A 13,817-nucleotide genomic window follows, 5' to 3' on the forward strand; every position below is an offset into this window, starting at 1 on the left:
ATCTGTTCGCCTCAAATCGGTGTCCAGCGTACGATAGCCGCCATCTTTTCCAGTCTTGTTATCGGAGTTGCCCATGAGCGCCGTCACTCGCGCAGCGGTGGAAGCCGTCCTCAGCCAATACACCGACCCTTACCTGAACCAGGACCCGGTCAGCGCCGGGTGCGTGAAAAACATCGAGATCATCGGTGACCGCGTCAATGTGCAGCTGGAAATCGGCTACGCCGCCGGTCTGTTCAAGAGTGGCTGGGCGCAATTGCTGCAACTGGCCATCGAAAACCTCGACGGCGTGGTCATCGCCCGCGTCGAGGTCACCAGCGTGATCGCCGCGCACAAGGCCCAGGCGCAGATTCCCGGGCTGGCCAACGTCAAGAACGTCGTCGCCGTCGCTTCCGGCAAGGGCGGCGTGGGCAAATCCACCACCGCTGCCAATCTCGCGCTGGCGCTGGCCCGCGAAGGCGCCAAAGTCGGCATCCTCGACGCCGATATATACGGCCCGAGCCAGGGCATCATGTTCGGCATTCCCGAGCGCACCCGTCCTGAGGTCAAGGATCAGAAGTGGTTCGTGCCGCTCAAGGCCCACGGCGTGGAAGTCATGTCGATGGCCTTCCTGACCGACGACAACACGCCGATGGTCTGGCGCGGGCCGATGGTTTCCGGGGCGCTGCTGCAGTTGGTTACGCAAACCGCGTGGGGCGATCTGGATTATCTGGTCATCGACATGCCACCAGGCACCGGCGACATCCAGCTGACCCTGGCGCAGAAAGTCCCGGTGGCGGGTGCGGTGATCGTCACCACGCCGCAGGATCTGGCACTGCTCGACGCACGCAAAGGCGTGGAAATGTTCCGCAAGGTCAACATTCCGGTGCTGGGCGTGGTGGAAAACATGGCCGTGCACATCTGCTCGAACTGCGGGCATGCCGAGCATCTGTTCGGTGAAGGTGGTGGCGAGAAACTGGCGACCCAGTACGGCGTCGAACTGCTGGCCTCGCTGCCGCTGTCGATGCTGATCCGCGAACAGGCCGATGGCGGCAAGCCAACCGTGATCGCCGAGCCGGACAGCCAGATCGCCATGGTTTATCAGGAACTGGCCCGCCACGTCGGCGCGCGTATTGTCTTGCAGGAAGCGGCCACGCCGGCGATGCCGAATATCACCATCAGCGACGATTGAATAAACGCTGGATGAAATGTGGGAGCGAGCCTGCTCGCGAAGAGGGAGTGTCAGTCAACGAAGATGTTGGCTGACCCACCGCTTTCGCGAGCAGGCTCGCTCCCACAGTTGTTTTGTGTTGGCAGTCAGATCCGCAACCCGCCATCCATCTCCAGAATCCGCCCGGTGTAGTAGTCGTTCTCGAAGATATACGCCGCCGAATGGGCAATCTCTTCGGGCTTGCCCATGCGCTTGAGCGGAATCCCCGACGTCATCTTCTCCAGCGCTTCCGGTTTCATGCCCAAAGTCATTTCGGTTTCGATGAAGCCCGGTGCGATGCCCGCGACGCGAATGCCGTAACGCGCCAGCTCCTTCGCCCAGGTCACGGTCGCCGCTGCGACGCCGGCCTTGGCTGCGGAATAGTTGGTCTGGCCGACGTTGCCTGCGCGGGAGATCGAGGAAATATTGATGATCGCGCCGCTGTTCTTCAGCTCGACCATCTTCGCCGCGACTTCACGGGTGCAGAGGAACACGCCGGTCAGGTTGACGTCGATCACCGCCTGCCACTGGGCCAGGCTCATCTTGGTCATCTCACCGTCCTTGACCTTCAACAGCAGACCATCGCGCAAAATGCCTGCGTTGTTGATCAGGCCGTGGATGGCGCCGAAGTCTGCGGCCACTTGCGCGACCATGTGCTCGACCTGTTCTTCATTGGCGACGTTGCACAGGTAGCTGCGCGCTTCGACACCCTTGGCTTTACAGGCGGCCACGGCGTCGTCGAGTTTTTCCTGATTCAGATCGACCAGGGCCAGTTTCGCGCCCTTGCCGGCGAAATACTCGGCCATGGAACGGCCCAAACCCTGGCAACCGCCGGTGATAATGATTACTTTGTCGTTGAGTTGCATTCGCATGTCCCGCTGGCAGGTCTGAGTTGTTTTTGTTGTCGGCAACGCTCGATCGGCACCGGTCAGGCCTGGTAGCACACGAACATTTGCCCGATGCGCGCCGGTTACTTTTCGCTGCGCGCCTGTCCGTTTTCTAGACGGAACCCATTTAAGGAGTCACAAATTGAGCGCTGAAGTGGCGAAGAATGCCCGAGAATTGCTTCTCAAGGAATACCGAGGAGTGCTGTCGACCCACTCCAAATCGATGCCGGGTTTTCCCTTTGGCTCGGTTGTGCCGTATTGCCTGGACGAGCAAGGCCGGCCGCTGATCCTGATCAGCCGCATCGCCCAGCACACGCATAACCTGCAGAAAGATCCGAAGTGTTCGATGCTGGTGGGCGAGCGCGAGGCCGACGATGTGCAGGCGGTCGGGCGGCTGACTTATCTGGCCGAAGCGCAGAAGCTCGCAGAACCGGCAGCCATCGACGCTGCCGTCGAACGCTACTACCGCTATTTCCCCGACTCGCAGAATTATCACCAGGCCCACGATTTCGATTTCTGGGTGCTCAATCCGGTGCGCCATCGCTACATCGGCGGGTTTGGCGCGATTCACTGGATCGACGATCTGACCCTGGCCAACCCGTTCGCCGGCAAGGCTGAAATCAGCATGGTCGAGCACATGAACAGCGACCATGCCAAAGCCATCGCCCATTACGTCGAGCTGGCCGGGCTGCCCAACAGCACGCCGGCGCAACTGGCCGGCATCGACAGCGAGGGCATGCACCTGCGCATCGGTCAGGCCATCTACTGGTTGCCCTTCGCGGCGCCATGTAATACGCCGACACAAGTGCGCGAGGCCTTGGTTTCTCTGGCTCACGCCCAGTCCTGGCCGAAAAAAGCGCAAAGTTAAGCTTGAATTCACGCAAGGGCGACGTCATCTAGGGCTTACTGCAAGGCATTTCTTGCGTTGAGGAAACTTTGATGCGCCCTTTTCTGTTGCTCTTTCTGCTGTTTCCAGTGCTGGAGCTGTTCGTATTCGTCAAAGTGGCAGGCTCTATCGGGTTCTTCCCGGCCCTGCTGCTGATCATTCTCGGCTCGATGTTCGGTGTGTTCGTGCTGCGCGTCGCCGGTCTGGCCACCGCATTGCGTGCCCGGGAAAGCCTGAATCGCGGCGAGTTGCCCGCGCAGACCATGCTCGAAGGCCTGATGCTGGCACTGGCTGGTGGCCTGTTGATCATTCCCGGCTTCATCAGTGACGTCGTCGGTCTGGTGATGCTGTTGCCAGTCACCCGTCGTCTGCTGGCGAACAAGATGCGCCAGCGCGCCGAAGATCAGGCCATGCGTCAGCGCGCCTTCGCCGACGACCTGCAACCCCGTGGCGGCCCGGCCCCGCGCGAGCCGCTCGGTCGAGAGCCGAATGTGATCGAAGGCGAGTTCGAACACCGCGACAACAAGTGATATCAGCATCGACACGGCACCCTCGGGTGCCGTGCTCGTTTATGGCGCTTTTTTACGGTGTGGCGATGAAAAATTTTTTCCGCCAGCCCTTGTAATCGGCTTGTACGCCCCTATGTATCGGTCACCGAAAGGTTTCCGGTATTCAAACCGGACAGACTTGCGCGGTTCGCTCGACGGACCGCAACCGGCGCAGGCCGGATTCGTTAAACCCGCCGGGACTACACCGGCCGATGAAAACCACAATTAGGAGAGATCGACAATGAAGCTTCGTCCTCTGCATGACCGCGTCGTCATCCGTCGCAGCGAAGAAGAAAAGAAAACCGCTGGCGGTATCGTCCTGCCAGGTTCGGCTGCTGAAAAAGCCAACCACGGTGTGATTCTCGCTGTAGGCCCGGGCAAAGCTCTGGAAAACGGTGAAGTGCGTGCACTGTCCGTGAAGGAAGGCGACAAGGTTGTGTTCGGTCCTTACTCCGGCAGCAACACTGTGAAAGTCGATGGCGAAGACCTGCTGGTAATGAGCGAGAACGAAATTCTCGCGGTTATCGAAGGCTGATACTCCCGTTCATTTTCCCGTTACTACAAAGTATTTAAGGAATATCGATCATGGCTGCTAAAGAAGTTAAGTTCGGCGATGCCGCCCGCACCAAGATGCTCAAAGGCGTCAACGTTCTGGCTGACGCGGTAAAAGCGACCCTGGGCCCGAAAGGCCGTAACGTGGTTATCGAGAAGAGCTTCGGCGCTCCGACCATCACCAAGGACGGCGTTTCCGTCGCCAAAGAAATCGAACTGGATGACCGCTTCGAAAACATGGGCGCGCAGCTGGTCAAAGACGTTGCCTCCCGTGCCAACGATGACGCTGGTGACGGTACTACCACCGCTACCGTTCTGGCTCAGTCGATCGTCAACGAAGGCCTGAAAGCCGTCGCTGCCGGCATGAACCCGATGGACCTGAAGCGCGGCATCGACAAGGCGACCATCGCCATTGTCAAAGAGCTCAAAGCCCTGTCCAAGCCATGCGCTGACTTCAAAGCCATCGCTCAGGTCGGCACCATCTCGGCCAACTCCGACAACTCCATCGGCGACATCATTGCCGAAGCCATGGAAAAAGTCGGTAAAGAAGGCGTGATCACCGTCGAAGAAGGCTCGGGCCTGGAAAACGAACTGTCGGTTGTAGAAGGCATGCAGTTCGACCGTGGCTACCTGTCGCCATACTTCGTCAACAAGCCGGACACCATGGTTGCCGAGCTCGACGGCCCGCTGATCCTGCTGGTCGACAAGAAGATCTCGAACATCCGCGAAATGCTGCCAGTGCTGGAAGCCGTTGCCAAAGCCGGCCGTCCACTGCTGATCGTGGCCGAAGACGTTGAAGGCGAAGCCCTGGCGACTCTGGTTGTGAACAACATGCGTGGCATCGTCAAAGTCGCTGCCGTCAAGGCACCGGGCTTCGGCGACCGTCGCAAGGCCATGCTGCAGGACATCGCTGTTCTGACCGGCGGTACCGTTATCTCCGAAGAGATCGGTCTGAGCCTGGAAAGCACCACCCTGGAGCACCTGGGTAACGCCAAGCGCGTAACCCTGTCCAAGGAAAACACCATCATCGTTGACGGTGCTGGCGTGCAGGCAGACATCGAAGGCCGTATCGCCCAGATCCGCGCCCAGGTTGCCGAAACTTCCTCGGACTACGACCGTGAAAAACTGCAAGAGCGTCTGGCCAAGCTGTCCGGCGGCGTTGCAGTGATCAAGGTTGGCGCTGGTTCCGAAGTTGAAATGAAAGAGAAGAAAGCCCGCGTTGAAGACGCCCTGCACGCAACCCGCGCAGCCGTTGAAGAAGGCGTGGTACCTGGCGGTGGCGTGGCGCTGATCCGTGCTCTGGAAGCACTGACCGAGCTGACCGGCGACAACGCTGACCAGAACGTCGGTATCGCTGTGCTGCGTCGCGCTGTTGAAGCGCCGCTGCGTCAGATCGCTGCCAACTCCGGTGACGAGCCAAGCGTCGTCGTCAACGAAGTGAAGAACGGCAAAGGTAACTTCGGTTACAACGCTGCTTCCGGCGAATACGGCGACATGATCGAAATGGGCATCCTGGACCCAACCAAGGTAACCCGTTCGGCTCTGCAAGCTGCAGCCTCGATCGGCGGTCTGATCCTGACCACCGAAGCAGCGGTTGCCGACGCACCGAAGAAAGAAGGTGCAGCTGGCGGCGGTATGCCAGACATGGGCGGCATGGGTGGCATGGGCGGCATGATGTAAGCCAACCCTGGCCCTGTAACGCAAAACCCCGCTGGCGAAAGTCAGCGGGGTTTTTTATTACCCCAATTTCGAAGCTCACTGGTATCCCCCTGTGGGAGCGAGCCTGCTCGCGAAAGCGGTCTGTCATCCGACATGCAAGCCAGTTGAGCCGACAATTCGCGAGCAGGCTCGCTCCCACAGGTGCTTTATTTCAGGCATTGATCGGCTGTGTGTTCATCGCCGTCGAAGTCTTGCCAGCCGGGCGATACAGCACCCAGTAATAAGCCCCCAGGCAAATCAGCCAGCAGAAAATCGCCGTCCACACGTTGTGCGAAAAGAAGTGCGCGCCTTGCATCATGCGACTGATCGAGAACACCGAACCCAGCGCAAAGGCGAACACAAACGCCTGCCGCGCCAGTCGTGGACGGCGGTCGCGCAGCACGAAGAACAGTGCAAACAGGGTGAACCCGGTCGCCGCATGGCCACCCGGCCAGCAACGTCCCGGCTTGTCCGTGGCGGGGCGATGTTCCATGAGTTTGCTGTAGGTCTCGTGGCCGCCGAATTGCTCCAGGCTCCATGGGCACTGCACAGCGGTGACGGCTTTGACCGGAGTGACAAATGAAGTCGCCAGCCCCAGCGACAGCACCAGGCAGCCCAGTTCGCGCTTGAACGGTTTCAGCCGTTCGATGAAAAACGCGCCGATGAAACCCAGAATGGCAAACACCGAGAAGCCGATCACCAACTGTTTTGCCCGGTCATGCAGGATGTCTTCAAGCACATAGCTGTGCCGCCCGATGAAATCCCCCGCGACCGGGTCGTAGAACATCTGCGCCAGAACTATGTCCAGATCGGTCAGTTCGAGCAACAGCAGAATGATCGCCGCCGCTGCGGGAATGCCCAGACACAACCACCAGTTCAGCGGTCTTGAAGCGGGAAGGGCAGAGGTCGACACCATGGCAGGTTCCTTGGTCGATGAACGGAGGAGAGAGCGTAATCGCGCGGAGTCTGCGCGCGCTGGCGTCGGCGATTTGTTAACCGAAAGTGAAAAAAACGTCGTCGCGCGCGCAGTGCAGGTTTATCGAAAAACGCCCCTAGCCCTGAGCCACACTTGGCCGTAAGCTGCGCGGGCCAAGACGGCCGTTACCCCGTTCGGAGGAGATGTCCATGCGAATTCTGCTGGTCGAAGACAACCGTGACATCCTGGCCAATCTGGCCGACTACCTGGGCCTCAAGGGCTATACCGTCGATTGCGCCCAGGATGGTCTGTCCGGTCTGCATCTGGCGGCGACCGAGCATTACGATCTGATCGTGCTCGACATCATGCTGCCCGGCATCGACGGCTACACCTTGTGCAAACGCCTGCGCGAAGACGCCCGGCGTGACACGCCGGTGATCATGCTCACCGCCCGCGATCAACTCGACGACCGGCTGCAAGGCTTCAAGTCCGGCGCCGACGATTACCTGATCAAACCGTTTGCGCTGTCTGAGCTAGCGGCCCGCGTCGAAGCGGTCATGCGCCGTGCTCAGGGCGGCGGTCGCCGGGCGTTGCAGGTCGGTGACCTGAGCTACGACCTCGACACCCTGGAAGTGACCCGCGAAGGCAAGCTGCTCAAGCTCAACCCGGTCGGCCTCAAGCTGCTCGCGGTGTTGATGCAGAAGAGCCCGCACGTGCTGCGTCGGGAGATTCTTGAAGAAGCGCTGTGGGGCGATGACTGCCCGGACAGCGACAGCCTGCGCAGCCATGTCCACCAATTGCGCCAGGTGATCGACAAGCCATTCGCCAAGCCACTGCTGCACACCGTGCACGGTGTCGGTTATCGCTTGGCCGAGGGGCGAGATGGAGTTTAAGCAGAGTCTTTCCCAGCGGATCATCATCGCCTTTGCGCTGATGAGCGCACTGGTCGCCGGCGCTTTCGCCATGGGCATCGTTGCGACGGTGCACCTGGTGGAAGAGAAACTGATTTCCGCAGGGCTGGGCGGCGACCTGCAACGTTTGCTGCTGATGGACAATGTCTCCGACTGGAGCCATCGGCCCGAGCCGGATCAGTTGTTCTACTTCAGTGGCGGGCCGGGGGATTTTGACCTGCCCAAGGATCTGCGTCACCTCGATGCCGGTTTCCATGAGGTCTTTCGCGAGCAGCTGTCCTATCACGCCATGGTCGAAGTGGTGGATGGTCGGCGTTATGTCTTGCTGCAGGACCAGAGCGATTTCGAAGAGCGCGAGCGCGTGCTGTTTGCGGTGGTGCTGGTGGGCTTCGTGCTCAGTCTGGCGCTGGCGGTGTTTCTTGGCTGGGTGCTCGCGCGCAAGGTGATGGCGCCGGTGGTGCGCCTGGCGCGGCAGGTCCGTCATCGCGACCAGCTGCTCGGGCTGGCGCCACCCTTGGCGCCGGACTACGCGGCGGATGAAGTCGGTGAACTGGCGGTGGCGTTCGATGCCACCCTGGGGCGCTTGCGTCAGGCACTGACCCGCGAGCGTCTGTTCACCAGCGACGTCAGCCATGAATTGCGCACGCCGCTGATGGTCCTGGCCAGTTCCTGCGAACTGCTGCTGGAAAACCCCGGAATCGATCAGCGCGGTCGTGCCCAGGTCGAGCGCATTGCCCGGGCCAGCGAGGAGATGCGCGAACTGGTACAGACCTTCCTGATGCTGGCGCGCACGCAGAACGAAGAGGCCGCAGCGGCGCCCCAGCAGAACCTCACACAAGTGGCCGAGAGCCTGCTGTGCCTGTGGCGTGAGCCGATCGAGCGCAAGGGGCTGACACTGATATTCGAGCCGGGCACACCAGCGGATACTCGCTACAACGCGACCTTGCTGAACGCGGTGATGGGTAACCTTTTGCGTAACGCACTGCATTACACCGAACAGGGCTTCATTCGCCTGACGCTCACCGCCAACGGTTTCGTCGTTGAGGATTCGGGCGTGGGCATTCCCGAGGAAAAACGCGAGGCGATGTTCGAGCCCTTTGTGCGCGGCAGCGAGAAGCGTGGCGAAGGGCTGGGCCTGGGTTTGTCGCTGGTGCAGCGTATCTGCGAAAACCAGGGCTGGACGGTCAGCTTGAGCACGATGGACCCCAATGGCTGCCGATTCGAGGTAGATCTTGGCGTGAATGCCAGCAAATAGTGGCTCGAGGCTACTCCCGTACACCTGTCTGAATCCTGTATAACGTTGTAATAATTTACGGATTTACCTGACAGATTTTTCACAATTGGATGACCTGACGCTGACACGCCGCTGTTTAAGGTGGCGTCATCAGAACAGGAGTCCAGATGATGGCCGGCCCGATCAAGCTCGATTTTTCCGAAAAGTACGACGACCAACACGCACAACGATATCTGCGCAAGCACCAGCAAAGCCTCGGTCGCCGCCTGTCGCACTTGCGCGATGAGCAAGTCGGTCGCAAGGCCTTGGCGCTGGCGGGAGATCCCGGGCTGGTGCTGGATCTGCCCTGCGGTGCCGGGCGTTTCTGGCCAATGCTCGCGGAGAAGCCCAACCGGGTGATCATCGGCGCGGACAATTCCGAGTCGATGATCAAGACCGCGATGCAGGGACAACCGGCCGAGGTGGTCAAGCGTGTACAACCGCTGCACACCTCGGCATTCGATATCGCTCTGCCGGATAACTCGGTCGACAGCATCTTTTGCATGCGTCTGTTGCACCACATCGGCGAGGCCGAGCACCGTCGGGTGATCCTGCGCGAGTTCGAGCGGGTGACCCGCGACAGCGTGATTGTTTCGTTGTGGGTCGACGGCAATTTCAAGGCCTGGAAGCGCAAGCGTGCCGAGCGGGATCGGCCAAGTCATGATTACCAGAATCGGTTTCTGATTCCGGCGGCGACGATCGAGAAAGAATTTGAACAGGCGGGTTTCCGCATTCAGGAACAACTGGACTTCATACCGCTCTATGCGATGTGGCGAGTTTACGTATTACGCAAGAGGTAGAGGATGGCAGTGCAAGCAGCGGTTGAAGCGGATGTCGCTCCCCAGGATCGTTTCGATTATTACTGGAACCAGCGCGGCGAATGGGTTGAAGAGCCCAATGTGCGCCGTGGTGGCGAAAGCGGGGTGCAGCGCATCGTCGACCGTGACGGGCAGCTTTTGTACGCCAAGCGCCAGACCGGGCACATCTATCGCAGTTGGTTGCACCCCTTCGGTCGCCCGACCGTATTGCGTGAACTCGACGCCCTGACTGGCGTTAGCAAACTCGGCGTGCGCGTACCGCAGATCGTCTTTTGCGGCGCCCAGCCGGATCCGCAGCACAAATGGCGCGCGCTGCTTGTCACCAAATCGCTCGATGGTTTCCAGGAACTGGAACACTGGCTGGCCGCTGCCGGTGGTCGCGATCAGTGTGGCGACGTGGTTTACGAGAAAGTCCTCAAGGACCTCGCCGAGAACCTGGCGCGCATGCACAAGGGCCGCTGGCAGCACAGCTGCATTTACATCAAGCACGTTTTCGTTCGGGTCACCGGCGAAGGCGAAGCGGCGAAGGTTGAAGTGGCGTTGATCGATCTGGAGAAGTGCCGCCAGCGTCTGACCCCCTATCGCGCCGCGCAGCATGACATGAAGCAACTGCGTCGCCATTCGTCGTTCCGCGATGCCGACTGGAAGAAACTCGTCTACTTTTATGAGACGGCGTTTGGCAGCGCTATCAAAGGTTTATAGCGATGAAACTCGAAATTGCACGAGGTTTGTTCCTGATCGGGGCCTTGGCAGTTGCTTCACTGGCGGTGGCTGCCTGGGAGCAGCCGCGCATGCAGGTCATAGGGGCGTCCGGGAACGACGCTCATTGTTCGGTTCCACGGGTGGCGAAAGCCTCTGTGGCAACCCAGCCCGATCATGATCTGCTGTTGTTCATGTTCGGACTGTCCCAAGGGATGAGGCCAGCCAGTTGACACGATTCAAGCCCAAATAAAAGGCCTCGCAATTGCGAGGCCTTTTTTATTCCACAACTTTCAAGATATATATCGTCCTCTGTGGGAGCGAGCCTGCTCGCGAAGGTGTGTCAGTCGACATCAATGCAACTGAAATACCGCATTCGCGAGCAGGCTCGCTCCCACAGGGAAATGTGCTTATCTGGCATCTGGCTTAGCAAGGAAGGTATAAACACACGGCAGCACGAACAACGTAAACAACGTGCCAATCGACATCCCTGTGGCAATCACCATGCCGATATCAAAGCGGCTCACGGCGCCCGCGCCGGTTGCCAGAATCAGCGGCACCATGCCGAACACCATTGCCGCCGTCGTCATCAGTACCGGGCGCAAGCGAATTGCTGCCGCTTCCTCCACCGCGTCACGGGCGCTCAGGCCCTTGTCCTTGCGCAACTGGTTGGCGAATTCGACGATCAGGATGCCGTGCTTGCTGATCAGGCCGATCAGCGTCACCAGCCCCACCTGGGTGTAGATGTTCATGCTCGACCAGCCGAGGAACAACGGGATCAGCGCGCCGCAGATCGACAGCGGTACGGTGACCAGAATCACCAACGGATCGCGGAAGCTTTCGAACTGTGCGGCCAGCACCAGAAAGATGATCGCCAGCGCCAGAGCGAATGTGACCCACAATGCGCTGCCTTCCTGCACGTACTGGCGCGAGGCACCACCGTAATCGAAGGCAAACCCGGCCGGTGCTTCTTCGCGGGCAATCTGCAGCACGGTATCGATGGCTTCGCCCATGCTCACCAGCGGGAAACCGGAAATCTTCGCCGCGTTGAGCTGCTGGAACTGATTGAGCTGGCGCGGCCTTGCGCGGTCGCTGACCTTGATCAGCGTCGACAGCGGCAGCAATTCGCCCTGGGTGTTTTTCACGTAGTAATTGTTCAGCCAGTCCGGGTTGTCGCGGTAGGCCCGTTCGACCTGGGCGATGACCTTGTAGCTGCGCCCGTCGATGGTGAAGCGGTTGATCTCCGCCTCGCCCAGCAAGGTCGCCAGCGTGCTGCCGAGGTCTAGCATCGACACGCCCATCTGCGCAGCCTTGTCGCGGTCGATATCGACCACTACTTCCGGCTTGTCGAACGCCAGATCGAGGTCGACGAAGGCGAACTTGCCTGACTCCATGGCGCGTTTCTCGATGCGCTCGGCGACTTGCAGCAGCAGTTCATAGTCATTGGCGGTGTTGACCACGAATTCGAAGGGCAGGCCTTCACCGGTGCCGGGCAGGGAGGGCAGGTTGAAACCGAAGATCTGCAGGCCGGGAATGCTCTCCAGTTTGCTCTGCACCTCGGGGAGGATTTCCATCTGCGTGCGGCTACGCTCATTCCATGGCTTGAGCAGGAAGCCGCCGATACCGGCCTGCACGCCGCTATAGCCGTTGATCTGGAACGAGGAGTAGTACTCGGGAAACTCCTTGAAGATGGTGATGAATTCGTCGGTGTAGGTGCTCAGGTAGTCGAGGTTGGTCGGCTGCGGCGCGCTGGCCATCATGAAAATGATGCCCTGGTCTTCGTCCGGGGCCAGTTCCGACTTGGTGAACTTGAGAAACACCGGAATCAGGCACAGCACGATCACCGCGAACACCAGCACCACCGGCCGAGTATTCAGCGTGCCATGCAGCATGCTTTGATAACGGCGCTTGAGGCCTTCAAAGACTCGGTCGAGACGATGGGCCAGGCCGCTGGGATTCTCTTCGTGGCGCAGCAGAAACGCGCACATCATCGGCGACAGCGTCAGGGCGACGACGCCGGAAATCACCACTGCGCCGGCCAGGGTCAGAGCGAACTCCTTGAACAGCGCCCCGGTCAGCCCGGTGAGGAAACCGATCGGCGCATACACCGCCGCCAGGGTGATGGTCATCGACACCACCGGCATCGCAATTTCCCGGGCGCCTTCCAGGGCTGCATCGAACGGCGTCTTGCCTTCCTCGATGTGCCGGTGGATGTTTTCCACCACGACGATCGCGTCGTCCACCACCAGACCGATGGCCAGCACCATCGCCAGCAGCGTCAGCAGGTTCATCGAGTAACCCATCATCTGCATGAAGAACATCACGCCGATCATCGACAGCGGAATGGTCACCACCGGGATCACCACCGAACGCAACGCGCCGAGGAACAGGAACACCACGACGATGACGATCAGTACCGCTTCGAACAAGGTCTTCACCACCTCATCGATGGAGGCCTGAATGAACAGCGTGGCGTCGTAGGCGATTTCGCTTTTCAGGTTCGGCGGCAGCTGCGCTTCCAGCTCGGGCATCAGCTTGCGCACTTCCTTGATCACGTCCAGCGGGTTGGCGCCGGGAGTGGCCTTGATGCCGATATACACCGACGGCGTGCCGCCGAACGAGCTGATCGAATCGTAGTTTTCCGCGCCCATTTCCACCCGCGCGACATCACGCAGCAACACGCGGCTGTCGCCATCGACCTTGAGCGGAATCGCCGCGAAGGCTTCCGCGGATTTCAGTTCGGTGTTGGCGTTGATGCTGGTGACGGTGTACTCGCCTTTCACCTCGCCGGCGGCGGAGAGGAAGTTGTACTGGCGCACCGCCGCGGTCACGTCGGCGGCGCTGAGGCCGAAGCCGGCGAGTTTCACCGGGTCGAGCCACAGACGCATGGCGAACACCTGATTGCCGAGAATTTCCGCTTCGGCCATGCCCGGCAGCGTCGCCAGTTTTGGCTGGATGACACGCGACAGGTAATCGGTAATCTGCGGGTTGCTCAGGTCCTTGCTGAAGAAACTGATGTACATCAGCGCCGAAGCGTCGGCGGATTCCTTGCTCAGCACCGGGTCTTCGGCGTCCTGCGGCAGCTTGTTCTTCACCTCGTTGGCCTTGGCCAGCAGTTCGGTGAACAAGCGGTCGGTGTTGGCACCGATGCGCGCGTAGATCGAAATCACCGAGAAGTTCTGCCGGCTCACCGAAGTCATGTAATCGATGCCTTCGGCGCTGGCCAGACTCTGTTGCATCGGCTGGGTGATGTAGCCCTGAATGGTTTCGGCGTTGGCCCCGGGATAAGCCGTGGTCACCGTGATCAGGGCGTTTTCCATTTGCGGGTACTGGCGCAGCGGCAGCTTGCTCCAGGCCTGAAAGCCCAGCAGCACAATCAGCAGGCTGACCACGGTGGCGAGCACCGGGCGGCGGATGAACGGATCGGTAAAAGCCATGGGGAT

General features: G+C 60.1%; 13 protein-coding genes and 1 pseudogene. 10 read left to right on the forward strand and 4 right to left on the reverse strand.

Going from position 1 to position 13,817, the window contains the following annotated elements; all coding sequences use genetic code 11:
- Positions 1 to 73: 73 nt before the first annotated feature.
- Positions 74 to 1,075, forward strand: a pseudogene (gene apbC, locus ACV8MC_RS12560) (iron-sulfur cluster carrier protein ApbC); the annotation flags it as partial.
- Between the two features lie 2 nt (positions 1,076 to 1,077).
- Here apbC and ACV8MC_RS12565 read toward each other — a convergent pair.
- A complete protein-coding gene (locus tag ACV8MC_RS12565; protein WP_457265551.1) occupies positions 1,078 to 1,155 on the reverse strand; it encodes a hypothetical protein in 78 nt (25 codons plus the stop codon).
- A gap of 138 nt (positions 1,156 to 1,293) precedes the next feature.
- Positions 1,294 to 2,052 (reverse strand): SDR family oxidoreductase, encoded by a 759-nt coding sequence (locus ACV8MC_RS12570; RefSeq protein ID WP_053123391.1) that lies wholly within the window; start codon positions 2,050 to 2,052, stop codon positions 1,294 to 1,296.
- 163 nt (positions 2,053 to 2,215) lie between these two features.
- Between ACV8MC_RS12570 and ACV8MC_RS12575 the strand changes: the two genes are divergently transcribed.
- The 4 genes from ACV8MC_RS12575 (at position 2,216) to groL (ending at position 5,739) form a co-directional block, all read left to right on the forward strand.
- Positions 2,216 to 2,941, forward strand: coding sequence for a HugZ family pyridoxamine 5'-phosphate oxidase (locus ACV8MC_RS12575; RefSeq protein WP_457265431.1), 726 nt, complete (start codon positions 2,216 to 2,218; stop codon positions 2,939 to 2,941).
- Positions 2,942 to 3,012: 71 nt separating this feature from the next.
- Entirely contained in the window at positions 3,013 to 3,489 is a 477-nt protein-coding gene (locus ACV8MC_RS12580) for an FxsA family protein (protein WP_016773418.1), read from the forward strand.
- Positions 3,490 to 3,748: 259 nt separating this feature from the next.
- Positions 3,749 to 4,042 (forward strand): co-chaperone GroES, encoded by a 294-nt coding sequence (locus ACV8MC_RS12585; RefSeq protein ID WP_007916610.1) that lies wholly within the window; start codon positions 3,749 to 3,751, stop codon positions 4,040 to 4,042.
- Positions 4,043 to 4,092: 50 nt separating this feature from the next.
- Entirely contained in the window at positions 4,093 to 5,739 is a 1,647-nt protein-coding gene (gene groL / locus ACV8MC_RS12590) for a chaperonin GroEL (protein WP_016773419.1), read from the forward strand.
- A gap of 190 nt (positions 5,740 to 5,929) precedes the next feature.
- Here the strand turns inward: groL and ACV8MC_RS12595 are convergent, their stop codons facing one another.
- The gene (locus tag ACV8MC_RS12595; RefSeq protein WP_457265433.1) at positions 5,930 to 6,673 is read right to left on the reverse strand and encodes a phosphatase PAP2 family protein; all 744 of its coding nucleotides are present in this window, start codon (positions 6,671 to 6,673) and stop codon (positions 5,930 to 5,932) included.
- A gap of 209 nt (positions 6,674 to 6,882) precedes the next feature.
- Here ACV8MC_RS12595 and colR point away from each other — a divergent pair, with 209 nt between their 5' ends.
- The 5 genes from colR (at position 6,883) to ACV8MC_RS12620 (ending at position 10,607) form a co-directional block, all read left to right on the forward strand.
- The gene (gene colR, locus ACV8MC_RS12600; protein ID WP_041479855.1) at positions 6,883 to 7,566 is read left to right on the forward strand and encodes a two-component system response regulator ColR; all 684 of its coding nucleotides are present in this window, start codon (positions 6,883 to 6,885) and stop codon (positions 7,564 to 7,566) included.
- Positions 7,556 to 8,839: a sensor histidine kinase gene (locus ACV8MC_RS12605; protein ID WP_041479854.1), complete on the forward strand. Its 1,284-nt coding sequence runs from the start codon at positions 7,556 to 7,558 to the stop codon at positions 8,837 to 8,839. The genes colR and ACV8MC_RS12605 overlap by 11 nt, the downstream gene beginning before the upstream one ends.
- A 149-nt stretch (positions 8,840 to 8,988) precedes the next feature.
- Positions 8,989 to 9,657: a class I SAM-dependent methyltransferase gene (locus tag ACV8MC_RS12610; RefSeq protein WP_041480029.1), complete on the forward strand. Its 669-nt coding sequence runs from the start codon at positions 8,989 to 8,991 to the stop codon at positions 9,655 to 9,657.
- A 3-nt stretch (positions 9,658 to 9,660) separates the two neighbouring features.
- The gene (locus tag ACV8MC_RS12615; protein WP_252876824.1) at positions 9,661 to 10,377 is read left to right on the forward strand and encodes a lipopolysaccharide kinase InaA family protein; all 717 of its coding nucleotides are present in this window, start codon (positions 9,661 to 9,663) and stop codon (positions 10,375 to 10,377) included.
- Between the two features lie 2 nt (positions 10,378 to 10,379).
- Positions 10,380 to 10,607, forward strand: a complete 228-nt coding sequence (locus ACV8MC_RS12620; RefSeq protein ID WP_041479852.1) for a hypothetical protein — start codon at positions 10,380 to 10,382, stop codon at positions 10,605 to 10,607.
- Between the two features lie 177 nt (positions 10,608 to 10,784).
- Here ACV8MC_RS12620 and ACV8MC_RS12625 read toward each other — a convergent pair whose 3' ends face one another.
- Complete coding sequence (locus tag ACV8MC_RS12625) at positions 10,785 to 13,811, reverse strand: multidrug efflux RND transporter permease subunit (RefSeq protein WP_258707132.1); 3,027 nt, start codon at positions 13,809 to 13,811, stop codon at positions 10,785 to 10,787.
- Positions 13,812 to 13,817: the final 6 nt, after the last annotated feature.

The organism is Pseudomonas sp. PK-RTE-24 (assembly GCF_054052265.1).

Excerpts from the sequence above, each read along its gene's own strand:
- ACV8MC_RS12605 (WP_041479854.1), top strand. The coding sequence starts at position 7,556 with ATGGAGTTTAAGCAGAGTCTTTCCCAGCGGATCATCATCGCCTTTGCG.
- ACV8MC_RS12595 (WP_457265433.1), bottom strand. The coding sequence starts at position 6,673 with ATGGTGTCGACCTCTGCCCTTCCCGCTTCAAGACCGCTGAACTGGTGG.
- ACV8MC_RS12585 (WP_007916610.1), top strand. The coding sequence starts at position 3,749 with ATGAAGCTTCGTCCTCTGCATGACCGCGTCGTCATCCGTCGCAGCGAA.
- groL (WP_016773419.1), top strand. The coding sequence starts at position 4,093 with ATGGCTGCTAAAGAAGTTAAGTTCGGCGATGCCGCCCGCACCAAGATG.
- ACV8MC_RS12625 (WP_258707132.1), bottom strand. The coding sequence starts at position 13,811 with ATGGCTTTTACCGATCCGTTCATCCGCCGCCCGGTGCTCGCCACCGTG.
- ACV8MC_RS12620 (WP_041479852.1), top strand. The coding sequence starts at position 10,380 with ATGAAACTCGAAATTGCACGAGGTTTGTTCCTGATCGGGGCCTTGGCA.
- ACV8MC_RS12570 (WP_053123391.1), bottom strand. The coding sequence starts at position 2,052 with ATGCAACTCAACGACAAAGTAATCATTATCACCGGCGGTTGCCAGGGT.
- ACV8MC_RS12580 (WP_016773418.1), top strand. The coding sequence starts at position 3,013 with ATGCGCCCTTTTCTGTTGCTCTTTCTGCTGTTTCCAGTGCTGGAGCTG.
- ACV8MC_RS12610 (WP_041480029.1), top strand. The coding sequence starts at position 8,989 with ATGGCCGGCCCGATCAAGCTCGATTTTTCCGAAAAGTACGACGACCAA.
- ACV8MC_RS12565 (WP_457265551.1), bottom strand. The coding sequence starts at position 1,155 with ATGGTGATATTCGGCATCGCCGGCGTGGCCGCTTCCTGCAAGACAATA.
- ACV8MC_RS12615 (WP_252876824.1), top strand. The coding sequence starts at position 9,661 with ATGGCAGTGCAAGCAGCGGTTGAAGCGGATGTCGCTCCCCAGGATCGT.
- colR (WP_041479855.1), top strand. The coding sequence starts at position 6,883 with ATGCGAATTCTGCTGGTCGAAGACAACCGTGACATCCTGGCCAATCTG.